We start from the raw sequence: 21,253 nt of genomic DNA on the forward strand, positions 1-21,253 counted from the left end.
CTAGATCTCCCGCTCCGGCAGGCAGAGCGGGCGATTGGCTTCAGCACGGATGAAGTCGATGATTTCCATCACCGGGGCGCTATGGCCAAAGGTGGCCGTGGCGTCATCAATCCGCTCCTGGAAGGTGCCTTCCTCGGCGAACAGAAGCCGATAGGCCGAGCGAAGCTCCGAGATCATCTCGCGGGAGAAATTGCGGCGCTTGAGGCCCACAAGATTCAGGCCCTCAAGATGGGCGTGGTTTCCCCAGACCAGTCCATAGGGAATGACGTCCTTCGTCACCGCAGCCAGACCGCCAATGAAGGAATATCGGCCAACCCGGCAATGCTGGTGAACCGCCGCCAGACCGCTGACCATGACGAAGTCGCCCACGTCCACATGGCCGCCCAGGGTCGCTGAGTGGGCCAGCACCACATTGTCACCGACATGGCAGTCATGCCCCACATGGCTGGTAGCCATGTACATGCCATCATTCCCCACCCGGGTGACGCCGCCGCCATCGGGGGTGCCGATGTGCATGGTGACGTGCTCCCACAGGCGGTTGCGGTCGCCGATAATCAGCTCTGTAGGCTCGCCCCGATAGCCAGTGTGGTGCGGCGGTCCGCCCAGGTTGGAGAAGTTCCGCACCGTGCAGTCGCTTCCGATGGTCGTGTGACCTTCGATCACGACATGGGACATCACCTCAGTGCGGGCGCCCAGGCGCACATGCTCGCCGATGATCGAGAAAGGTCCGATGCGGACGCCCTCAGCGAGTTCAGCCCCGGGGGCGATAATCGCGGTGGGATGGATTTCAACGCTCATTGGGTGGCCACCACCATCGCGGCGAACTCAGCCTCGGCGGCGACCTTGTCGCCCACCATGGCCTGTCCCTTGAATTTGAACAGATCTCCCCGGTGCTTAACCACCTCGACGGGCATCCGCAGGACGTCACCCGGGCGCACCGGCTGGCGGAACCGGCAATTGTCCAGGGAGATGAACAGAATGGTCTTGCCGGCCACGTCCACGTCCAGCGACTTGGACATCAGGACCGCGCCGGTCTGCGCCAGGGCTTCGACGATCAGCACCCCGGGCATCACCGGATACTCCGGAAAGTGTCCGGCGAAGAACGGCTCGTTGAAAGTGACGCACTTGATGCCGACGATGGACTCGCTCGGCTTGTAGGCTTCGGCTCGGTCCACCAGCAGAAAGGGGTAGCGGTGGGGAATCCGCCGCAGAATTTCCGAGATATCGATCTCGTCCGGGTTCTCGTTGACCGGCGCTTTGCGGCTCATGCGCCTGCTCCATCTCCGCGACGCGTGGCCATCCTCGACAGCCATGCGACCTCGCGCATCCATTTCTTCAGTGGCCGGGCCGGAAACCCGCCCCAGGTCTCTCCGGCAGGTACGTCACGCATGACGCCGGCGGCCGCGGCGACCCGCGCGCCCTCCCCGATGATCAGGTGATCGGCGACGCCAGCACGCCCGCCAAACTGCGCGCCATCGCCGATGGTCACGCTGCCAGATATCCCCGTATGGGCCGCCATGACACAGTTGCGGCCGATGCGGACGTTGTGGGCGATCTGCACCATGTTGTCGATCTTGGTGTTCTCTCCAATGATCGTGTCGTCATAGGCCCCGCGATCAACACAGGCGCCCGCGCCAATGGTGACTCCGTCCTGGATCACCACCCGACCCAGTTGCGGAATGTCGATCAGCCCCGCAGGACCGACCGTCGCCCCGAATCCAGCTTCGCCGATAACGGCTCCGGCATAGATCCGCACCCGGTCACCCACCAGGGCGAAACCGACAACCGCCCGAGCGCCGATCTCGCAATCCCGGCCGATCTTGACGCCCGGCCCGATCACCGCCCCGGCGCCGATCACCGTGCGCGCGCCGATATGGGCGCCGTCGGCGATAACCGCCCCCGGCTCGATCAGCACATCGGCCTCAAGCTTGGCGCTGGGAGCCAGCAGGGCGGCCGACCGGTTCCGGATCGGCCGATACATGGCCTGGGCGGCCAGGGCGTAGGCCCCTTGGGGAGACTTGGTCAGCAAAGCCGCGCAACCGCTGCGCGCCGACCCGGCGAGACTGGGGTGCAGGAAGACGGCGCTCGCCTTTGTCGAGGCGATCTCCGCCACCCGGCGAGGATCGGAAAGGAAGGTGACCGAGCCCGGCGGGGCCCGGTCGAGAGTCGAAACGGCGGTCACGTCGCGCGCGCCATCGACGCCCGGCGCAAGCTCTGCGCCGGTCAGCTCGGCGAGACGGGATAGGCTGGTCGGACCGAGGTCCTCAAAGAAGCGAGGGTCAGGCATGTGATTCCAAGCGCGACCCGCGCCCCCTTTGGGCGAGTCGCTGGCTTATCTAGTCTGGGCGCCCGCGGCCTGCTGGTCCAGCCGTTCGCGGTCGAAAGCGAACTGGGTGATCTTGCCATTGAGGGCGGTGACCAGCAGCGCGGTCACATCCATCTGCGGATTGGAGAACAGAAGCGCCTCGCGGTTCACCAGCATGGCGCACTGGCGCTGCTGGTAGACCTGACGGATCAGCGGCTCCATTTCCTGGCCGACGCGGGCGATGGCCTTCTGTTGGGTGACCGCAAGCTCCCGTTCACGCAGCGTCGCCTTGCGCTGGAAGGCGTTCACACGGACCTGCAGGTCGGCGCGGCGCTTGTCAAAGGCGTCCTGGCTCAGGCTGGCGCGGCCCTGTTCGATGGCCTGGGCCTCGTTGGTGATCGCGGTTTCTTCAGCCTTCAGCTCGGCTTCCACCTGGGTGGCGATCTGCTGCAGGCGGGTCTGGACGTACTGTCCGACGGTGGAGCCGCCGATGGCGCCATCCAGAGACATCACACAGACCCCCGCGATGGCGGCGCCGTGGGTCACCTGTGGGGCGGCCGCGGCTTGCTGCGCCTGGGCGCCGGGGGCGAGGGCGAGCGCTAGCACCGCGGCGGAGAGGCCGGCGGCGAGGGTTTTGGTGGTCATGAAATCAGAACCTAGTTGAGGTGGAGAACCGGAAGGTTTCGGTCTTATCGTAATCTTCTTTGGCCAAAACTTGGCTGAAGTCGAAACGGATCGGACCCATGGGCGAACGCCAGAAGATGCTGAGCCCTGCTGAGGCCCTCAGAGACAGGTCGTCGACGATATTGGGATCGACGGCGCCGGAGACGGTGAGCTTATCCGCATCGTCGAGCAGACCCAAGGTGCCGAACTCGGAGAACACGGCGGCTTTTACGCCATATTGCTCCGGAAGGAAGGTGGGGACTGTCAGCTCCACAGAGCCGATGGCGTAGGCCTTGCCCCCCAGGGCGTCACCGCGGCTCGAATTGAGGTCCCGCGCCCCAATGCCCGCGGTCTCAAATCCGCGGAAGCTGTTGCCGCCCTTGTAGAAGCGCTCATTGACCCGGACGGTGTCGCCGTTCCAGCCGTCCACATAGCCCATGGAACCGGTGCCGCTGAGGATGAAGCTGGGTGAGAACCCATAATAGACGCCGCCCTCGACCTCGGTCTTGAGGTAGTTCACGTCCCCGCCAACGCCGGCGAGATCCTGGTTGAGCGCTGTGTAGAACCCGCGCGTCGGATTGATCGGATCGTTCCGGCGATCAAGGCGGACCCCGTAGCCCACGAGCGAGGTCGTGTACGAGCCACGTTGTTGGCAGAGCGAGATCGAAACCACAGGGGCGGCCGGATCACAGAACGAGGCCGGAATCTCGACCTCGTCCCGGCGCAGGGTGTAGCGGGCCGAACCCCGGGCGTTCAGGGTCAGGGGGAAGCCCAGCCGGACCCCGCCGCCGATCGTATTGGTCCGGTAGGCCGAGTAGTCTGTGAGGTCGTAGCGGTACGAGTAGAGATCGAGACCCGCCCCCAGATCGCGCCCCATGAAGCGAGGCTCGGTGAAGGAGAAGTCCACCTGCTGGCGCAGGGAGCCCACCGAAACCCGGGCGCGCACATTCTGGCCGCGACCACGGAAATTCCGTTCAGTGACGCCCAGGTCGAGGATCAGCTGATCCACAGAGCTATAGCCGGCGCTGAAGGACAGCTCACCGGTCGGCTGCTCTTCCACCTGAACCTGAAGGCCCGTGCGATCCGGCGCCGAGCCGGGGATTTCTTCGATGGTCACATCCTTGAAGAAGCCCAGGGCCCGGATCCGATTGCGTGAGCGGTCGACCAGAACACGGTTATAGGCGTCCCCTTCGGCGAGGTTCATCTCACGCCGCACCACATAGTCCAGGGTGCGGGTGTTGCCGATGATGTCGATGCGTTCGACATAGACCCGCGGCCCTTCATTGACCTGGAAGGTCACGTCGACCGTTCGGGTCTCCCGGTTGGGCGTGTAGCGGGGTCGCACATCGACGAAGGCGAAGCCGGCGGCGCCGGCCGCGAAGGTCAGGGTGTCGGTGGCCTGCTCGATGCGCGCATCCTGATAGACCTGGCCTTCGCGGATGGGCAGGATCTGAACCAGGGTCTCCTTGTTCAGCTTCTCCAGCTCGGTGGCGACCTGGATCTTTCCGAACTTGTACTCCGGCCCCTCATCCACCGTGTAGGTGATGACGAAGCCGTTCTTGTCCGGCGCCAGCTCGGCGATCGCCGAGATCACGCGGAAGTCATAAAAGCCGCGGTTGCGATAGTGTTCGCGTAGCTTTTCCTTATCGAATTCAAGTCGATCAGGGTCGTAGTTGGCGTTGCTGGTGAACAGCTTGTACCAGGCGCTCTGTTCCGTCACGACGATGTCGCGCAGGTCATTGTCGGAGAACTCGACATTGCCCAGGAAGTTGGTGCGCAGAACCCCGCTCTTGGCCCCTTCGTCGATCTCGAAGATGACGTCCACGCGCTTCTGGGGCAGCTCGACGATCTTCGGCGTCACATTGGCCGAGATCCGGCCTGAGCGCCGGTAAAGCTCAACGATCCGCTGAACATCCTGTTGGATACGCGCCCGGGTGAAGATCCCCCGGGGCCGGAGCGTCACCTCGTCGCGCAGCTTGTCTTCCTTGAGGCCGCGATTGCCCTCGAAGATCACCCGATTGATGATCGGGTTCTCCACCACCTCGACAATCACCTCGCCGCCGACCGCGCTGATCCGCACATCAGCAAACAGGTCCGTGCGATAGAGCGCCTTCAGCGCCAGGTCGAGCTGTTCGGCGTCCACCCGGTCACCCGGCTGGATCGGCAGGTAGGAGAGCACGGTCGCCTGCTCAATCCGTTCGTTGCCGCGGACGGCGATACGCTGCACCACCTCAGTCTGGGCCTGTGCCGCGGCGATCGTCGGCGCCGTCAGGGCGGTCGAGGACAGCAGCAGGGCGAAGCCGGAAGCGAGCGCAGCGCTACGAGCGCGAGATCTTTGCATCTGATCAGCCGTAAAGGGAGGAAGGCGAGCCTAGGAAATCAGGCCGCCGAGAAATTTGAACACGCGCAGTTGCTGCAGATCGTTCCAGGTGGCGAACAACATCAATCCGAGCAACAGCGCAAGGCCCACTCGATACCCTGCCGCCTGAACCTTGGCCGCAAGAGGGCGGCGCGCCACGGCCTCATAGGCGTAGAACACCAAATGTCCGCCATCGAGGATCGGCACCGGCAGCAGGTTCATGAAACCGATCCCCACCGACAGTACGGCCGTCAGGCCCAGAAGAGCGACGCCGCTGCCGAGCAGCATGGACCCGGTGTCCGGCGCCCCCTGGGCCCCAGACTGGGCCACCTGACCGGAGGCTTGGGCGATCCGCAGCGGCCCCCCCAGCTGATCGGCGCTCTCTCGGCCGGTCACCACCCGACCCAGGTAGTAAACCGTGGTGCTCAGCACCCGCCAGGTGCGCTCTGCGCCGCCGGCGACCGCCTCCAGCGGCCCGTAGCGCCGCACGGTGCGCTCACCCACCTGGGCGGGGCTGGCGATGCCCAGGACGCCGATTTTCTGCTCGCCGCCCATCCGGTCTTCCACCACCCGACGCTCAGGGGTCGCGGTCAGGGGGACAAGCTCACCGGCGCGTTCAACGACAAAGGCCGTCGGCGCGTTCGAGCGGACGGCAATGATCTGCTGGAGATCGAAAAAGTTGTCGATCTTCTGCCCGTTGGCGCGCACCACGACGTCGCCGACGACAAAGCCCGCGCGGGCCGCGGGGCTGTCGGGCTGTACGGCCGCCACCCGGGCGGGGATGACGGTTTCGCCCACGCTCATCAGCAGGGCGGCGAAGATCACGATCGCCAGGACAAAGTTGGCGAAGGGCCCGGCGGCCGTGATGATGGCGCGCTGCCAGACCGGCTTGAAATGGAAGTAGCGATTGGCCGAGCCGGCGCCCTGTTCAGTCTCGATGCGTTGGCGCATCGCCTCAAGGTTGTCGTGATCAGGCACGCTGGCGGCGTTCTCATCGCCGGAGAACTTGACGTAGCCCCCCAACGGAATCCACCCGACCCGCCATTCGACCCCCTGCCGGTCGGTCCAGCCGAAAATCTTACGGCCAAAGCCGATGGAGAACTGATCGATAGCCACCCGGCAGGCGCGGGCAGCCCAATAGTGCCCAAGCTCGTGGATTGTCACCACCACGGTGAGCACGAGCAGGAACGGGATGATGTAGGTGAGCGCCGTCTGCAAGAGACTGAACATCGGAAGGGGCTGTGCTCCTAAGGGGCCTGGCGTGAGCCAGAAAGCCCGGCCGTGACAGCCGAGGCGATGCGCCGGGCCGCTGCATCTGTCTCCCGGGCTGTCTCCAAGGCGTCTCCACTCGCCCCCCCGGCGAGGTCTCCTGTGCGATCCAGACGCTCAAGGGTCTCGGCCACCGTGGCGGCAATATCGAGAAAGCCGATCTTCCGGTCAAGAAAAGCGGCGACCGCCACCTCATTGGCCGCGTTTAACGCCCCGGGCGCCGCACCCCCTGCGGCCAGGGCCGCCTTAGCAAGGCCCAGGGACGGAAATTTCGCCACATCGGGTTCTTCGAACGTCAGGGGACCAGACGAGACCAGGTCGAGCCGCGGCGCGGGCCATGGCAGCCGGTCAGGCCAGGCATAGGCGCAGGCGATGGGCGCGCGCATGTCCGGCGGCCCCAGCTGGGCCAGGGTGGAGCCGTCGGCATACTCCACCATGGAGTGGATGATCTGCTGGTGATGGATCAAGACGTCGAGGCGCTCCGGCGGCATGGCGAACAGATAGGCGGCCTCGATGATCTCGAGTCCCTTATTCATCATGGACGCGGAATCGACCGAAATCTTGGCGCCCATGCTGAAGTTCGGATGAGCGACCGCCTGCTCTGGAGTGGCGTGGGCCATCTGCGCCTGTGTCCAGGTGCGGAAGGGCCCCCCTGACGAGGTGAGGATCACCCGCGACACCTGGGCGTTCGCCCGGGAATCGAACACCTGGAAGATAGCCGAATGCTCGGAATCGACGGGAATGATCACCCCGCCGGCCAGCTTGGCGGTGCGGAGCAGGCCCGGGCCGCCGCACACCAGGCTTTCCTTATTGGCCAGGGCCACGACGGCGCCGGCCCGGGCTGCGGCCAGGGTCGGCGCCAGGCCGGCAAACCCGACGATGGCCGACATGACCCATTGGGCGTCGGCGGCCGCCACCTCTGCAATCGCGCTGGCGCCGGCTGCCGCCTGAACGCCAGACCCCTTGAGCCGGTCCCGGAGCTCCGGCAGGCCCGACTCATCCTCAATCACCGCGAGTTGGGGCCGCCAGCGGAGCGCCTGTTCGGCCAAGCGGGCGACATTGCGTCCCCCGGTGAGGCCGACCACCTCCACCTCGACCTTGGCGAGGTCGAACAGGTCCAGGGTCGACATGCCCACCGATCCGGTGGAGCCAAGGACGGTGACCTTTCGCGGAAGGCTGTGGGCGTTCATGTGAAGAGCTCCGCGAGACGGGCGATGGCCAGGACAAGGACGGCGAACATCAAGCCGTCAACCCGGTCCAGCAGGCCGCCATGGCCGGGAATGAGGTCGCCGGAATCCTTCACCCCGAACCGGCGCTTCAGCATGGATTCCCAGAGATCGCCCCCCATGGTGGCGAGACCGCCGGTGAGACCGATGACCGCGCCCACCGCAGGACCCATGCCCTCGCCGAACAGGGCCGAACCGAACGCTCCGGTGAGGGTCGAGGCCGCCAGCCCGCCAGCGAAGCCCGACCAGGTCTTGTTGGGCGAAAACCGCGGCCACAGTTTAGGGCCTTTCAGAAGGCTGCCCACCAGGAAGGCGGCGATATCGGCCGACCAGGTGACGGCGAACAGCAACAGAACCCACAGGGCTCCGTCAGGCGTCCCCCGCAGCCATACCAGGGCCAGGCACGGCACACCGATATAGACCACACCAAACGCCGCGTCGGCGGGTCGCTCGGCGACGCGGCGGGCGACAAAGGCTGCGGCTGCGGCGCCCACGGCCATCGCCGCCCAGGCCAGGGGCACGTAGCGCAGATAGATCAGAAAGACTCCGACCAACACGCTGATCAGCACGGTCGAAAGCACCCGCAGCGGCGCCTTGGGCGCGGTCATCCCGGCCCACTCGATCGACAGCAGAGCCACGCCCACTGAAATCAGCAGCAGGAAGGGCCATCCGCCCCACCACACCGCGCCAACCGTGGCGGGCACCAGCACCAGGGCTGAAGCCGCACGCATGGCGAGGTTGGACCAGTCGAACTTTTTAGCCGGCGGCAAGGGCGTCATCTGCGACCGCGCCATAGCGCCGATCGCGTGTGCGGAAGGCGGCGATGGCGGCTTTCAGATGTTCCGGGCCGTAGTCGGGCCAGAGCACATCCTGGAAGACCAGTTCGGAATAGGCCGCTTCCCAAAGCAGGAAGTTGGACAGCCGCTGCTCGCCCGAGGGGCGGACGATCAGGTCCGGAGGCGGCGCGGCCGCGGTGGACAGGTAGGTGGCGAATCGGGCCTCGTCCAAGTCCTCGGGACGAACCAGACCCGCGGCCACGTCTTGGGCGAACCGGCGCGCCGCATCGGTCACGTCGGCTTGACCGCCGTAGTTGAAGGCGACTTGGAGAAAGAAGGAGTCGTTGCCTGCGGTGCGGCGCTCAGCCTCATCTATGATGTCGATCAGGTCGGCGTTGAGCCCATCGCGCCGGCCAATGACCCTGACGCGGACCCCTTCCCGCTCGAGCCGCCCGAGATCGCTCTCGAAATAGCGCCTGGGCAAGGCCATCAACTCAGCCACCTCGGCGGCCGGACGGCTCCAGTTCTCGGTCGAGAAGCCAAAGACGGTGAGATAGCGGATATTCAGGTCCGGCGCGGCGGCCACCGTGCGCTTGAGCGCCTCGACTCCGGCCCGGTGCCCCAGGCTGCGCGGCAGGCCCCGCCGCTTGGCCCAGCGACCGTTGCCGTCCATCACCAGGGCCACATGCAGAGCCTCGCCCGCCGAGGGTTCGGCGGCCGTCCCGGCGGGGTTGAGCTCTGGGCTACGGGCCATGGGGTCCTCGCGCGTCCTTTGGCGACAGGCTAAGGCGATCAGACCTGCATGATCTCTTGTTCCTTGATTTTCAAGGTTTCGTCCACGCGCTTGACCGCCTCGTCGGTGAACTTCTGCACCTCGGTCTCCATGCGCTTCTGCTCGTCCTGGCTGATGACGCCATCCTTTTCGGCGCGTTTCAGGTCGTCATTGGCGTCGCGGCGGATGTTGCGCACCGCCACCTTCTGCTGCTCGGCATATTTGCCGGCGACCTTGACGAGATCCTTGCGGCGCTCCTCGGTGAGCGGCGGGATCGGAATGCGCAGGGTCTGGCCGTCCACGACGGGGTTGAGGCCCAGGCCGGAATTGCGGATGGCCTTTTCGACCGACACCGCCACGCCCTTGTCCCACACGCTGACGGTGAGCATCCGCGGCTCAGGCACGCTGACGGCGGCGACCTGGCTGATCGGGACGGTCGATCCATAGGCGTCGACCATGATCTGATCTAGCAGGCCCGCCGAGGCGCGCCCCGTGCGCAGGGAGGCGAATTCCTCCTTCAGGGCCACGACGGCCTTGTCCATGCGGTCTTTGTAGGTCGAAAGAACCGGCTTCGGTGCGGTGGCCATTGGGCTCCTCCATTCGATCTCGGATAGGTGGCGCAGTTGGGATCAGGTGATCGTCGTAAAGACGCCCTGCCCCCTCAGCACCTTCAGGAAATTCCCCCGCTCGCGGATGGAAAAGACCACGATCGGGATCTCGTTGTCACGCATCAGGGCGATGGCCGAGGCGTCCATCACCTTTAGATCCTGGGCCAGGACGTCATGATAGCTGAGCGACTCGTAGCGCACAGCCTTGGCGTCCTTCTTGGGATCCGCCGTATAGACGCCATCGACGCTGGTGCCCTTGAACAGGGCCTCGCAGCCCATCTCCGCCGAGCGCAGGGCCGCAGGCGTATCGGTTGTAAAATAGGGAGCGCCCAGACCGGCGGCGAAGATCACCACGCGGCCCTTCTCCAGGTGCCGCATGGCGCGGCGGCGGATATAGGGCTCGCAAACCGCATCCATCGGAATGGCCGACTGGACCCGGGTGAAGACGCCCTCCTTCTCCAGGGCGCCCTGCAGGGCCAGAGCGTTCATCACCGTGGCCAGCATGCCCATATAGTCGGCGCTGGAGCGTTCCATCCCCTTGCCGGCCAGGGAGACGCCGCGGAAAATATTGCCGCCGCCGATCACCAGGCACAGTTCAACGCCGTGGCTGACCACCTCGGCGATGTCCTTGGCGACGGCCTCCAGGGTGTTCGGATCGATTCCGAAGCCCTGTTCCCCCATCAGCACCTCTCCCGACACCTTCAGGAGGATACGCTTGTAACGCAGGGCGGGGGCGGTCGTGGACATCGGCGCGTATCTCCGAATCTGGCGCTGGCAAGATAGCGCAAGGGCGCGGCGCGCGTCGAACGCGCCCGCGCCCCGCAACCATGGGGTCGACTGGGCTCTACGCCTGTCCGCTGAGCTGCGCCACCTCAGCGGCGAAGTCGTCGACCTTCTTTTCTACGCCGTCGCCCAGCCCGAAGCGGACGAAGCCGGTCATGGTCACCGGCGCTCCGGTTTCCTTGGCCAGTTCGGCGATCAGCTGTTCGACCGTCTGATCGGGGTTCATCACGAAGGCCTGCTTCAGGAGCACGACCTCCTCGAAGAACTTGCGGATCCGTCCCTCGACCATCTTCTCCACAACCCCCGGCGGCTTGCCTGAGGCCAGGGCCTGCTCGGTGAAGATCGCCTTTTCCCGCTCCACGGCCTCGGGGTCGAGGTCGTCGGTGGAAAGCGAGAGGGGATTGGTGGCGGCCACATGCATGGCGATCTTGCGGCCGACTTCCTGAAGCTTGGCCTGGTCGCCAGCGCCCTCAAGGGCCACCAGCACGCCGATTCGGCCCAGGTCGGGCGCCGCGGCGGCGTGAATGTAGGTCGAGATCGCACCTTGGGCGACACTCAGGCGAGCGGCCCGGCGCAGCATCATGTTCTCGCCGATGGTGGCGATGAGATTGGTGACCACGTCGGACACCAGTTCGCCCTTGGCCGTCTTGGCCGCGGCGATGGCCTCGACACCTTCCACGTCCAGGGCGACCTGGGCGATGTCCTTGGCGGCGGACTGGAACAGCTCGTTGCGGGCGACGAAGTCGGTCTCGGCGTTGAGCTCGACCACAACCCCGGTCATGCCGGCGCCGTCCTTGCGGGCGGCGGCGGCCACCAGGCCCTCGGCCGCGGCGCGGTCCGACTTCTTGGCGGCCTTGGACAGGCCCTTGGTGCGCAGCCAGTCGATCGCGGCGTCAATGTCGCCGCCGTTCTCCTGCAACGCCTTCTTGCAGTCCATCATGCCTGCGCCAGACTTCTCGCGCAGCTCTTTGACCAGCGCAGCGGTGATTTCCGCCATGGCTCGGCTCCCTTGGTCTAGAATCAACGGCTGGGCCTCTGGATAGAGCCCCAGCCGTCACAGTTTGATGTCGAAGCCCGCCCTCTGGGGCGAGCCAGGCCTCAGGCCTGGGTGGTTTCGCCTTCGGCGGCAGGCTCGGCGGCCGGCGCGGGTTCAGCCGCGGCGGTCATCGCCAGGGCCGGCTCCATCGGCGCCTCCGAGGCGCCCAGGTCCACGCCCGCGGCGACCTGCCCAGCGGTGAGGCCGTCCAGGATCGCGTCGGCCATCAGGTCGCAATAGAGCTGCAGGGCGCGGGCGGCGTCATCATTACCCGGGATCGGATAGGTGATGCCGGCCGGGTCGCAGTTGGTGTCCAGGATCGAGATCACCGGAATATTCAGCTTCCGGGCTTCCTGAATGGCGATGGCTTCCTTGTTGGTGTCGATCACGAACATCAGGTCGGGGATGCCGCCCATGTCCTTGATGCCGCCCAGGGACAGCTCGAGCTTGTCGCGTTCGCGGGTCAGCTGCAGCAGTTCCTTCTTGCTGCGCTTGGCGCCTTCGCCTTCCAGAAGGCCTTCCAACTCGCGCAGGCGGGCGATGGAGCCCGAGACGGTGCGCCAGTTGGTGAGCGTGCCGCCCAGCCAGCGGTGATTGACGTAGTACTGGGCGCAGCGCTTGGCCGCCACGGACACCGGGTCAGACGCCTGACGCTTGGTGCCCACGAACAGGATACGCCCGCCGCCGGCGGCCACGTCGCGGGCCTTCACCAGAGCCTGATGCAGCAGGGGGATGGTCTGCGACAGGTCGATGATGTGGATGTTCGACCGCGAGCCGAAGATGTAGCGTTCCATCTTCGGATTCCAGCGGTGGGTCTGGTGGCCGAAGTGGGCGCCAGCTTCCAAGAGCTGACGCATGGAGAAGTCGGGAAGCGCCATGAATGGCTCCTTTTTCCGGTATGCCTCCGCAAGCCAAAACCCCCTTTTGGGGAGCCCGGAACGGTAATCCACGGGATGTCTCCCCGAGGATCGCCGCACGCCTGCGTGTGTGATGGGCGCGGAATAGGACCAGATGGCGGAAAAAGCAAGCCTTTGCGGTCCCCATGCCCCGATCCCTCAGGGACTCCGGCTAGATGTCCTCAACATAGAGAACGCCGGGGGCGGTCTTGAGCGCGCCGCGCACCGCGCCGTCCAGGGTGAACCGACCTGGCAGCTTGACCTCCACCTCGCGGCCCCCCTCCAGGGGCGCCGTCAGAATGACCTCGCCCCCGCGGGGGTTGGCCGCGCTTTCCAGGCGCCGCTTGAGGGCGTCGATCTCGGCGCTGCGGGGCGAGAGATGGACGCGAAGGCCAGCCACGGCGTTCTCAATGGCCTTTTCCACAGGCTCGGCCTCATCACCGAAGAACCGAACCTCACCGTCCCGGGCCTTGGCGCGCACCTTGATCGAGACCGCCCGCCCCGGCTCAAGCACATCGCGGCAGCGGCGCAGGGACTCCGGCGGAAACAGCACCTCATACTCGCCGGTGGGATCTGACAGGGTGACGAAGGCGAACTTCTCGCCGCTGGACTGGGAGGCCCGCTCCTGCTTGCGGCGCACCACGCCAGCCATACGGAACACCTCCGCCCCGGCCTCGGCCCGCACAATGACCTCAGTCAGCAACTCCGTGCGCCGACGGCGCAGCGCGGGCACCATGTCTTCCAGCGGGTGGCCCGACAGATAGAAGCCCACGGCCGCCAGTTCCTCGTCCAGCCGCTCCACCGGCGTCCACATCTCGGCCCGGGGCAGACGCGGGCGCCCGGCGCCGGCCTGATCTCCGCCGAACAGGCTCGCCTGCGCCGAGGCGCGATCGGCCGCGACGCTCTGGGCATAGGAGATCAGGGCGTCGGCGGCGGCCACCAGCTGCGCCCGGTTGGGATGGATGGATTCGAAAGCCCCGGCCCGCGCCAAGGTCTCGAAGGTCCGCTTATTCACGTGACGGGGATCAACCCGCTCGACGAAGTCGAAGATGTCGCGGAAGGGGCCCCCTTCCCGCCGCAGCTCAGCCACATGCTCCATGGCCGCCAGCCCGACATTGCGGACCGCGCCAAGGGCATAGAGGACCTCGCCATTCTCCACCTCGAAATTGCCCCCTGAGCGGTTAATATCGGGGGCGCAGATCTTGACCCCAAACCGCTTGGCGTCCTGGTAGAAGACCGCCAGCTTGTCGGTATTGGCGATGTCGAGGCTCATGGAGGCGGCGAAGAACTCCACCGGCGCATTGGCCTTGAGCCAGGCCGTCTGGTAGGAGACGACCGCATAGGCTGCGGCGTGACTCTTGTTGAAGCCATAGCCGGCGAACTTGTCCACCAGCTCGAAAATCGAAGCCGCCTGGCTCTCAGGCACCCCGCGTTCTGAGGCGCCGGCGACGAACATGGCCTTTTGCTGGGCCATTTCGTCCTTTTTCTTCTTACCCATCGCCCGGCGCAGGAGATCGGCGCCGCCTAGGGAGTAACCCGCCAGGATCTGGGCGATCTGCATCACCTGTTCCTGATAGACAATGATCCCGTAGGTCTCCTTGAGCACCGGCTCCAGGGAGGGATGCAGGTAGTCGATGGTCCGGCGGCCAAACTTGCAATCCACAAAGGCCGGGATGTTGTCCATCGGGCCCGGGCGATAGAGGGCGCCCACGGCGGTGACATCCTCGATGGAGTTGGGCCGCAGCTGCCGCAAGGTGTCGCGCATGCCCTGGCCTTCCATCTGGAAGACCCCCACCGTGTGCCCGGCCGACATCAGCTCATAGGTCTTGGCGTCATCCACCGGCAGGACGCCCATATCGACCCGGGCGCCGCGCTGATCGAGGAATTTGAGCGCCTTGTCGATCACCGTCAGGGTCTTCAGGCCCAGGAAGTCGAACTTCACCAGGCCTGCGCTCTCTACCCACTTCATGTTGAACTGGGTGGCCGGCAGGTCCGAGCGGGGGTCCTGATAAAGGGGCGTCAGCTCGGTCAGGGCGCGGTCGGCGATCACCACCCCGGCGGCGTGGGTGGAGGCGTTGCGGTAGAGGCCTTCCAGCTTCAGGGCCACATCCAGCAGCCGCGAAACCGCCTCATCCTCGTCCCTGGCGGCCCGCAGACGGGGCTCGATCTCGATGGCCTTGGCGAGCGTCACCGGATTGGCGGGATTGGCCGGCACCATCTTGGCCAGTCGGTCCACCTGGCCCAGCGGCAGCTGTAGCACCCGTCCGACATCGCGGAGCACGGCGCGGGCCTGCAGGGTGCCGAAGGTGATGATCTGGGCCACCCGGTCGCGGCCATAGCGCTGCTGCACATAGGAGATCACCTCCTCCCGCCGGTCCTGGCAGAAGTCGATGTCGAAGTCGGGCATGGAGACCCGTTCCGGATTCAGGAAGCGCTCGAACAGCAGGCCATAGCGCAGGGGATCGAGGTCGGTGATGGTCAGGGAATAGGCCACAAGGGAGCCCGCCCCTGAGCCCCGCCCGGGCCCCACAGGAATGTCATGGGCCTTGGCCCACTTGATGAAGTCCGCAACGATCAGGAAGTAGCCGGGGAAGCCCATCTCGGTGATGACCCCGATCTCTCGCTCCAGGCGTTCGAAATACTCCGTCTCTGGGGCATGACTGGCCTGGCCGGCGGCGATGCGGCCCTTGAGCCCCTCCCGCGCCTGATGGGCCAGTTCCTCGGCTTCGGTCCGATCCCCCTCGGTGGGAAACCGCGGCAGGATCGGATCACGCTTGCGGACCATGAAGGCGCAGCGCCGGGCGATCTCCAGGGTGTTGTCGCAGGCTTCCGGCAGATCGGCGAACAGGGCCCGCATGTCCGCGGCCGGTTTGAACCAGTGTTCCTGGCTGACCCGCCTGCGCTCATCCTGGCCGACAAAGGCCCCGTCGGCGATACACAGCAGGGCGTCATGGGCCGCGTGCATATCCTGTTGGGTGAAGTGGGCGTCATTGGTCGCCACCAGGGGGACGTCCATCTCGTAGGCGAAATCGACCAGTTCGGGCTCCGCCAAGGCTTGCGGAGCGAGGCCGTGGCGCTGGAGCTCCACATAGAACCGATCGCCGAACACCCGATGCATCTCAGCCAGGACCGCACGGCCCTCGGCCACCTTGCCAGCGGCCAGGAGCGGATCGGCCGGCCCATCCCAGCCGCCTGACAGCAGGATCAGTCCCTCGGCGTGATCGACCACCTTGGCCCAGGCGACCGCAGGCTCCTCAACGCCCCCGACACTGTCGATATAGGCCATGGACGACAGCCGGGAGAGGTTAAGATAGCCCGCCTCGCTTTGCGCCAGGAGCACGATGGTGGGAGTCTTGGCCCACTTGTCGGGCTGTCGCTCGCCGAGACCGGTCACCGCCAGGGCGCAACCGACGATGGGCTGGACGCCCTGCCCCTGGGTGGCCACCGAGAATTCCAGGGCGCCATAGAGATTGGTCCGGTCGGTGAGCGCCACCGCCGGCATGCCGTCAGCGGCGGCCAGGGCGCCGATGACATCGGCCTTGATCGCCCCCTCCAGAAGGGAATAGGCCGAACGCACCCGCAGGTGAACGAAGCCCTCGTCCTGCTGCTGGTTCATCTCCGCCTCCCCGGCCTGCGACAGCTTCACCCCACCAGATAGGCGAACTGGCAGACAACCCATACGAAGCCCGCCACCGAGGCAAAAGCCAGCGATTCCCGCGCCAGATGAATGACCATAACGTCCCCCTTGTGGATGTTCCGGTTATGTTCTTATTCTGGTTTTGTTCTCACCGTCAACCCTGCCCTCCACGGGCGAACGGAGACCTCCATGGACCAGCGGCTCAGCCTGATCACGCTCGGGGTGGACGACCTGCCCCGCGCCCGGAATTTCTACGAGAATGGACTGGGCTGGCGGCCCGTCAGCGCGACAGAAGACGTATGCTTCTACCAGCTGCCCGGCCTCGCCCTGGGACTGTTCGGCCGCGCCGCCCTTGCTGAAGACGCCAGGCGCCCGATCGACGGGAGCTTCAGCGGCGTGACCATCGCCATCAACGAGCCCAGCCGCGAGGCGGTCGACGCCACCTTCGCCGAGGCCCTCGCCGCCGGGGCGCAGGCCTTAAAGGCGCCCGAACCGGTATTTTGGGGTGGTTATTCCGGCTATTTCGCCGATCTGGACGGCCATGTGTGGGAGGTGGCGCACAATCCAGGCAGCGTGATCGGCGCCGACGGCTCGACCACCTTCGGCGCTTAAGTCCTCCGCCCCTAGAACAGCGAGTGGGGCTCCAGATGCCCGTCCTTCAGGGCCAGCACACGGTCCATATGCCGGGCCAGTTCGAGATTGTGGGTGGCGATGACCGCCGCCACGCCCGTCTCCCGGGCCAGGCGATAGAGGCTGTCGAACACCTCGCTGGAGGTGGTCGGATCGAGGTTTCCGGTGGGCTCGTCGGCCAGGAGCAGCCGCGGCGCATTGGCCAGGGCGCGGGCGAGCGCCACCCGCTGCTGCTCGCCCCCGGACATCTGGGCGGGCTGATGGTCCACCCGCTCCGCCAGGCCAAGCTGTCCCAGAAGCATGGCCGCCCGTTCCCGGGCCGCCTCATGGTCCTGACCGGCGATCATCATCGGCAGGGCCACATTGTCCAGGGCGCTGAACTCGGCCAGCAGGTGGTGGAACTGATAGACGAAGCCGATGGAGCCCAGGCGCACTCGGGTGCGCGCCCGCTCGTTCAGGGTCGAGCAGTCGCGCCCCTCAATGAAGATCTGACCAGCATTGGGGCGCTCCAGCAGACCTGCGGCGTGCAGGAGCGATGACTTGCCCGATCCGGATGGTCCGATCAGGCCGACGATCTCACCGGGCGAAACATCCAGATCGACGCCGCGCAGGACGGTCAGGCTGCGATCACCGGTGACATAGGTGCGCTCCAGACCGCGCACCGCCAGGACGGGGGCCTCACTCATATCGAAGAGCCTCCACCGGATCGAGACGCGAGGCCCGCAGGGCTGGCGGCAGGGTCGCCAGGAATGAGACGGCCAGGGCCCAACCGACCACGATCATCACCTCCAGGGGGTCCACCTTGGCCGGGATGTGGGCCAGGTAATAGATGTCGGAGCTGAACACCTCAGCCCCCGTCGCCCATTCCACCGCGTTCTGGATCGGCCCGATGAAAACGCAGAACAGCACGCCAAGGACGAGGCCCACCAGGGTGCCCAGGGCGCCCACAGAGGCCCCGGCCATGAAGAATATCCGCAGGATCGCCCCACGTCCGGCCCCCATGGTGCGCAGGATGGCGATGTCGCGGCCCTTGTTCTTCACCAGCATGACGAGGCCGGAAATGATGTTCATCGCCGCGATGGCGACGATCAGCATCAGGATCAGCCGCATGACGCTGCGCTCGATCTTCAGGGCGTTCCAGAAGCTGGCGTTGCGCTGGGTCCAGTCGGTGACGATGGCGCCTGGTCCGGCCAGCTCGGCGATGGCCGACTTCATGGCCGGGGCGCGATCGGGATCGGCCACGCGGACCTCCACCACATCGACCATGCCCTCGCGGGCGAAGAACAGCTGGGCCTGCTCCAGGGGCATGTAGATGAAGAGCTGGTCGTACTCGCTCATGCCGACGCTGAAGGTGCCGCCGACCGTGTAGGTCTTGCGCTGGGGCGTGTAGCCAAAGGCCGTCGCCCCGCCGCTGGGGGAAATGAGCGTCAGGGGATCGCCCGGCTGCACCCCGAGGGTTTCCGCCAGCCGGTCTCCCACCAGCACGAGATCGCCGCCATATTCCCCGGCGCCGAAGCCTTCCAGCGACCCGCGCACAATGTTTCCCGAGACGATCTCGGTGCGCCTCAGATCAGGCTCGCTGATCCCGCGCACCACAGCGCCGCTGATCTGTCCCTGACCAAGGGCCATGGCTTGGGCCTCCACCAGGGGGGAGGCCTGGGTCACCCCGGGCAGACCCGCGATCTGACCGGCCAGGGTCTGGACCTCGGGCTCGTAGAGGGATCCGCCGGACACATAGACGTGGCCGTTGAAGCCGAGGGTCCGATCCAGCAGTTCGGTGCGGAAGCCGTTCATCACCGACATGACGATGATCAGCACGGCCACCGCCAGCATGATGCCGACGAAGGAGATGATCGAGATCAGCGCCACCCCGCCCTGGCTGCGCTTGGCCCGCAGATAGCGACCGGCGAGCATGCGCTCCCAGCGTCCGAAGGGCGCGGCCACTGTGCTCACGCGATGATCGCCTTCAATGCGTCTTCCAAAGGCAAGGACTGGCGCTCCCCCGTGGCCCGCCGCTTCAGCTCAACCTTGCCCTCGGCCACACCCTTGGGCCCGACGATGATCTGCCAGGGCGCCCCGATCAGATCCATGGCGGCGAACTTTGCGCCGGGTCGTTCGTCGGTGTCGTCCAGCAGGGGGTCCTTGCCGGCGTCGCGCAGGGCGCCATAGGCCTGCTCGCAGGCCAGATCCACCGCCGAGTCCCCGGGGCGGAGATTGATCACCGCCACGCCGAAGGGCGCCACGGAATCGGGCCAGATGATGCCGGCGGCGTCATGGCTGGCCTCGATGATCCCGCCCACCAGACGCGAGACGCCGACGCCGTAGGAGCCGCCGTGGATCGGGCGTTCCTGACCGTCCGGCCCGGTGACGACTGCGCGCATGGGCTTGGAGTACTTCTCACCAAAATAGAAGATATGGCCGACCTCGATGCCCCGGGCCGAGAGGCGGTCGGACTCGTTCACTTCAGACTCAAAGCGAGCCTGGTCGTGCATGTCCTCGGTCGCCGCATAAAGCGCCGTGCGCTGGTCGACGATGGGCTGCAGATCGCCGTCCCAGTCGACATCGCCAGGGGCCGGCATTTCCACCAGGTCGCGGTGACAGAAGACCTGGCTTTCACCGGTTTCGGCCAGGATGATGAACTCGTGGCTGAGATCGCCGCCGATGGGGCCAGGGTCGGCGCGCATGGGCACAGCCTTCAGTCCCAGCCGGGCGAAGGTGTTCAGATAGGCCACAAACATGCGGTTGTACGACCGACGGGCGGCGGCCTCGTCGATATCGAAGGAATAGGCGTCCTTCATCAGGAACTCGCGGCCACGCATGACGCCGAACCGGGGGCGGCGCTCGTCACGGAACTTCCACTGGATGTTGTAGAAGTTCTTGGGCAGCTCCTTGTAGCTCTTCACGTGCGCGCGGAAGATGTCTGTGATGACCTCCTCGGCGGTAGGTCCGTAGAGGAGATCGCGCTCGTGGCGGTCCTTGATGCGCAGCATCTCGTCGCCATAATCGTCATAGCGCCCGCTCTCGCGCCACAGGTCGGCCAGCTGCAGGGTGGGCATCAGCACCTCGATGGCGCCGGCCCGGTCCATTTCCTCGCGGACGATCTGCTCGATCTTCTTCAGCACCCGCAGTCCGAGCGGCAGCCAGGCATAGATGCCGGCGGCCTCCTGACGAATCATTCCGGCCCGCAGCATCAGCTGATGCGAGGCGATCTGGGCGTCGGAGGGCGCCTCACGCAGGGTGGGAATGAAATAGCGCGACAGACGCATTCGGCGGGCCTTCGGATACGAAACTCGGACGGGAGGCCCTGATTAGCCCTGTGCGTCCGACCTTGGCAATCGAAGCGGCGAAAAGAAGGCCGCCTGCCATAGGCGGGCGGCCTTCAAGTTGGTCATCGGGGAAAACGCGCGCAAGCCGGCCGGACCGGTTTGGCTGATCTCAATGTAACCCCCGTAACATGGGTGATGAATCGCCAAGACCTGATCGGCGCGATGCCGATCAGCTTCGCTCAAAATCCAGGCGTTGAGCCCGATTGCGTCTTCAGAACGCGCAAGGCCTGGGCGCCGCCAGGGCCTAGAAGTTCGCCGCGCCGCTCGGCATGGGCACGAGGCCCAGCTTGATCACCAGGAAGACCACGGCGAAAACGATGGCCGAAACCCAGGTCGTGGTGATGAACTTGCGCTTGAGCTTGGGGTCCACCGGGGCGCCCGGATCCCCACCGTCACCCTTGTCAATCCCGGCCTCTGCATGGCTGATCGTGCCCAGGGGAAGGATGGTGAACAACACCACCCACCAGATGATCAGGTAGATGGCGATCGCCGTCGTGACACCCATCAGTGGCTCTCCTTAGGAGTTTCCATCAGCTCAACCAGAACGCCGCCCATATTCTTCGGATGGACGAAGATAACCGGCGTTCCATGCGCGCCGATCCTCGGCTCGCCGGTCCCGAGGACCGTGGCGCCCTTGGCCCGCATCTCGTCGCGGGCCACCAGAATATCCTCAACCTCAAAACAGATGTGATGCTGCCCGCCCGCCGGGTTTTTGGCCAGGAAGCCGACCAGTGGCGAATTCTCGCCCAGGGGCTCGATCAGCTCGATCTGCGAATTGGGCAGGTTGACGAAGCAGACCCAGACCCCCTGCTCCTCCATCGCCCACTTCTCGGTGATGGAGGTGGCGCCCAGCACGTCGCGATACATGCGCACGGCGTCGTCGATGGAGGGGGTGGCCACGCCCACATGGTTCAGTTTTCCGATCATGGCCCCGGTATACGCCCCCTGCCCCTACGGCGCGAAGACC

21 protein-coding genes are annotated in these 21,253 nt (G+C 65.9%); 1 reads left to right on the top strand and 20 read right to left on the bottom strand.

The window, feature by feature from the left end; all coding sequences use genetic code 11:
• The 15 genes from lpxA to sidA all read right to left on the bottom strand — a co-directional run bounded on the left by lpxA (position 1) and on the right by sidA (position 16,428).
• Complete coding sequence (gene lpxA / locus Q7V15_RS09575) at positions 1-798, bottom strand: acyl-ACP--UDP-N-acetylglucosamine O-acyltransferase (RefSeq protein WP_304755344.1); 798 nt, start codon at positions 796-798, stop codon at positions 1-3.
• Positions 795-1,268 carry a 3-hydroxyacyl-ACP dehydratase FabZ gene (fabZ, locus tag Q7V15_RS09580; RefSeq protein WP_304755345.1) on the bottom strand — a complete coding sequence of 158 codons (474 nt, stop codon included), beginning with the start codon at positions 1,266-1,268 and terminating at the stop codon, positions 795-797. The genes lpxA and fabZ overlap by 4 nt, the downstream gene beginning before the upstream one ends.
• Positions 1,265-2,287, bottom strand: coding sequence for a UDP-3-O-(3-hydroxymyristoyl)glucosamine N-acyltransferase (gene lpxD / locus Q7V15_RS09585; protein WP_304755346.1), 1,023 nt, complete (start codon positions 2,285-2,287; stop codon positions 1,265-1,267). The genes fabZ and lpxD overlap by 4 nt, the downstream gene beginning before the upstream one ends.
• Positions 2,288-2,332: 45 nt before the next feature.
• A complete protein-coding gene (locus Q7V15_RS09590; RefSeq protein WP_304755347.1) occupies positions 2,333-2,950 on the bottom strand; it encodes an OmpH family outer membrane protein in 618 nt (205 codons plus the stop codon).
• Between the two features lie 4 nt (positions 2,951-2,954).
• Complete coding sequence (gene bamA, locus Q7V15_RS09595) at positions 2,955-5,309, bottom strand: outer membrane protein assembly factor BamA (RefSeq protein WP_304755348.1); 2,355 nt, start codon at positions 5,307-5,309, stop codon at positions 2,955-2,957.
• Between the two features lie 30 nt (positions 5,310-5,339).
• Positions 5,340-6,557, bottom strand: coding sequence for an RIP metalloprotease RseP (gene rseP / locus Q7V15_RS09600; protein ID WP_304755349.1), 1,218 nt, complete (start codon positions 6,555-6,557; stop codon positions 5,340-5,342).
• Between the two features lie 17 nt (positions 6,558-6,574).
• Positions 6,575-7,786, bottom strand: a complete 1,212-nt coding sequence (dxr, locus tag Q7V15_RS09605) for a 1-deoxy-D-xylulose-5-phosphate reductoisomerase (protein WP_304755350.1) — start codon at positions 7,784-7,786, stop codon at positions 6,575-6,577.
• Positions 7,783-8,601, bottom strand: a complete 819-nt coding sequence (locus tag Q7V15_RS09610; RefSeq protein WP_304755351.1) for a phosphatidate cytidylyltransferase — start codon at positions 8,599-8,601, stop codon at positions 7,783-7,785. Before Q7V15_RS09610 ends, dxr begins: the two co-directional genes overlap by 4 nt.
• Entirely contained in the window at positions 8,579-9,352 is a 774-nt protein-coding gene (gene uppS / locus Q7V15_RS09615; protein ID WP_304755352.1) for a polyprenyl diphosphate synthase, read from the bottom strand. Before uppS ends, Q7V15_RS09610 begins: the two co-directional genes overlap by 23 nt.
• Positions 9,353-9,390: 38 nt before the next feature.
• On the bottom strand, positions 9,391-9,957 hold the full coding sequence (gene frr / locus Q7V15_RS09620) for a ribosome recycling factor (protein ID WP_304755353.1): 567 nt from the start codon (positions 9,955-9,957) through the stop codon (positions 9,391-9,393).
• Positions 9,958-9,999: 42 nt separating this feature from the next.
• A complete protein-coding gene (pyrH, locus tag Q7V15_RS09625) occupies positions 10,000-10,725 on the bottom strand; it encodes a UMP kinase (protein WP_304755354.1) in 726 nt (241 codons plus the stop codon).
• A 97-nt stretch (positions 10,726-10,822) separates the two neighbouring features.
• Positions 10,823-11,758 carry a translation elongation factor Ts gene (gene tsf / locus Q7V15_RS09630; RefSeq protein WP_304755355.1) on the bottom strand — a complete coding sequence of 312 codons (936 nt, stop codon included), beginning with the start codon at positions 11,756-11,758 and terminating at the stop codon, positions 10,823-10,825.
• A 101-nt stretch (positions 11,759-11,859) separates the two neighbouring features.
• A complete protein-coding gene (gene rpsB, locus Q7V15_RS09635; protein WP_304755356.1) occupies positions 11,860-12,675 on the bottom strand; it encodes a 30S ribosomal protein S2 in 816 nt (271 codons plus the stop codon).
• 190 nt (positions 12,676-12,865) lie between these two features.
• Positions 12,866-16,309 (bottom strand): DNA polymerase III subunit alpha, encoded by a 3,444-nt coding sequence (gene dnaE / locus Q7V15_RS09640; protein ID WP_304755357.1) that lies wholly within the window; start codon positions 16,307-16,309, stop codon positions 12,866-12,868.
• A 26-nt stretch (positions 16,310-16,335) separates the two neighbouring features.
• Entirely contained in the window at positions 16,336-16,428 is a 93-nt protein-coding gene (gene sidA / locus Q7V15_RS16505) for a cell division inhibitor SidA (RefSeq protein ID WP_305307705.1), read from the bottom strand.
• A 91-nt stretch (positions 16,429-16,519) separates the two neighbouring features.
• Between sidA and Q7V15_RS09645 the strand changes: the two genes are divergently transcribed.
• Positions 16,520-16,942 carry a VOC family protein gene (locus tag Q7V15_RS09645; protein ID WP_304755358.1) on the top strand — a complete coding sequence of 141 codons (423 nt, stop codon included), beginning with the start codon at positions 16,520-16,522 and terminating at the stop codon, positions 16,940-16,942.
• A gap of 11 nt (positions 16,943-16,953) precedes the next feature.
• On the opposite strand, the gene Q7V15_RS09650 is transcribed toward Q7V15_RS09645, so the two are convergent.
• From Q7V15_RS09650 to mce, 5 genes are all read right to left on the bottom strand, one after another.
• Complete coding sequence (locus Q7V15_RS09650; protein WP_304755359.1) at positions 16,954-17,646, bottom strand: ABC transporter ATP-binding protein; 693 nt, start codon at positions 17,644-17,646, stop codon at positions 16,954-16,956.
• Positions 17,639-18,874 (bottom strand): lipoprotein-releasing ABC transporter permease subunit, encoded by a 1,236-nt coding sequence (locus Q7V15_RS09655; RefSeq protein ID WP_304755368.1) that lies wholly within the window; start codon positions 18,872-18,874, stop codon positions 17,639-17,641. The genes Q7V15_RS09650 and Q7V15_RS09655 overlap by 8 nt, the downstream gene beginning before the upstream one ends.
• 35 nt (positions 18,875-18,909) lie before the next feature.
• On the bottom strand, positions 18,910-20,226 hold the full coding sequence (proS, locus tag Q7V15_RS09660; RefSeq protein WP_304755360.1) for a proline--tRNA ligase: 1,317 nt from the start codon (positions 20,224-20,226) through the stop codon (positions 18,910-18,912).
• Between the two features lie 304 nt (positions 20,227-20,530).
• On the bottom strand, positions 20,531-20,791 hold the full coding sequence (locus Q7V15_RS09665) for a DUF1467 family protein (protein ID WP_304755361.1): 261 nt from the start codon (positions 20,789-20,791) through the stop codon (positions 20,531-20,533).
• Complete coding sequence (gene mce, locus Q7V15_RS09670; protein WP_304755362.1) at positions 20,791-21,213, bottom strand: methylmalonyl-CoA epimerase; 423 nt, start codon at positions 21,211-21,213, stop codon at positions 20,791-20,793. The genes Q7V15_RS09665 and mce overlap by 1 nt, the downstream gene beginning before the upstream one ends.
• Positions 21,214-21,253 lie beyond the last annotated feature (40 nt).

Origin of the sequence: Phenylobacterium sp., from assembly GCF_030651755.1 — a bacterium.
Lineage (GTDB): Bacteria > Pseudomonadota > Alphaproteobacteria > Caulobacterales > Caulobacteraceae > Phenylobacterium.

Coding starts and splice junctions, on each gene's coding strand:
- Q7V15_RS09590 (WP_304755347.1), bottom strand. CDS start 2,950: ATGACCACCAAAACCCTCGCCGCCGGCCTCTCCGCCGCGGTGCTAGCG.
- lpxD (WP_304755346.1), bottom strand. CDS start 2,287: ATGCCTGACCCTCGCTTCTTTGAGGACCTCGGTCCGACCAGCCTATCC.
- Q7V15_RS09650 (WP_304755359.1), bottom strand. CDS start 17,646: ATGAGTGAGGCCCCCGTCCTGGCGGTGCGCGGTCTGGAGCGCACCTAT.
- fabZ (WP_304755345.1), bottom strand. CDS start 1,268: ATGAGCCGCAAAGCGCCGGTCAACGAGAACCCGGACGAGATCGATATC.
- dnaE (WP_304755357.1), bottom strand. CDS start 16,309: ATGAACCAGCAGCAGGACGAGGGCTTCGTTCACCTGCGGGTGCGTTCG.
- lpxA (WP_304755344.1), bottom strand. CDS start 798: ATGAGCGTTGAAATCCATCCCACCGCGATTATCGCCCCCGGGGCTGAA.
- rseP (WP_304755349.1), bottom strand. CDS start 6,557: ATGTTCAGTCTCTTGCAGACGGCGCTCACCTACATCATCCCGTTCCTG.
- pyrH (WP_304755354.1), bottom strand. CDS start 10,725: ATGTCCACGACCGCCCCCGCCCTGCGTTACAAGCGTATCCTCCTGAAG.
- frr (WP_304755353.1), bottom strand. CDS start 9,957: ATGGCCACCGCACCGAAGCCGGTTCTTTCGACCTACAAAGACCGCATG.
- tsf (WP_304755355.1), bottom strand. CDS start 11,758: ATGGCGGAAATCACCGCTGCGCTGGTCAAAGAGCTGCGCGAGAAGTCT.
- bamA (WP_304755348.1), bottom strand. CDS start 5,309: ATGCAAAGATCTCGCGCTCGTAGCGCTGCGCTCGCTTCCGGCTTCGCC.
- Q7V15_RS09665 (WP_304755361.1), bottom strand. CDS start 20,791: ATGGGTGTCACGACGGCGATCGCCATCTACCTGATCATCTGGTGGGTG.
- Q7V15_RS09655 (WP_304755368.1), bottom strand. CDS start 18,874: ATGCTCGCCGGTCGCTATCTGCGGGCCAAGCGCAGCCAGGGCGGGGTG.
- rpsB (WP_304755356.1), bottom strand. CDS start 12,675: ATGGCGCTTCCCGACTTCTCCATGCGTCAGCTCTTGGAAGCTGGCGCC.
- proS (WP_304755360.1), bottom strand. CDS start 20,226: ATGCGTCTGTCGCGCTATTTCATTCCCACCCTGCGTGAGGCGCCCTCC.
- dxr (WP_304755350.1), bottom strand. CDS start 7,786: ATGAACGCCCACAGCCTTCCGCGAAAGGTCACCGTCCTTGGCTCCACC.
- uppS (WP_304755352.1), bottom strand. CDS start 9,352: ATGGCCCGTAGCCCAGAGCTCAACCCCGCCGGGACGGCCGCCGAACCC.
- sidA (WP_305307705.1), bottom strand. CDS start 16,428: ATGGTCATTCATCTGGCGCGGGAATCGCTGGCTTTTGCCTCGGTGGCG.
- Q7V15_RS09610 (WP_304755351.1), bottom strand. CDS start 8,601: ATGACGCCCTTGCCGCCGGCTAAAAAGTTCGACTGGTCCAACCTCGCC.
- mce (WP_304755362.1), bottom strand. CDS start 21,213: ATGATCGGAAAACTGAACCATGTGGGCGTGGCCACCCCCTCCATCGAC.
- Q7V15_RS09645 (WP_304755358.1), top strand. CDS start 16,520: ATGGACCAGCGGCTCAGCCTGATCACGCTCGGGGTGGACGACCTGCCC.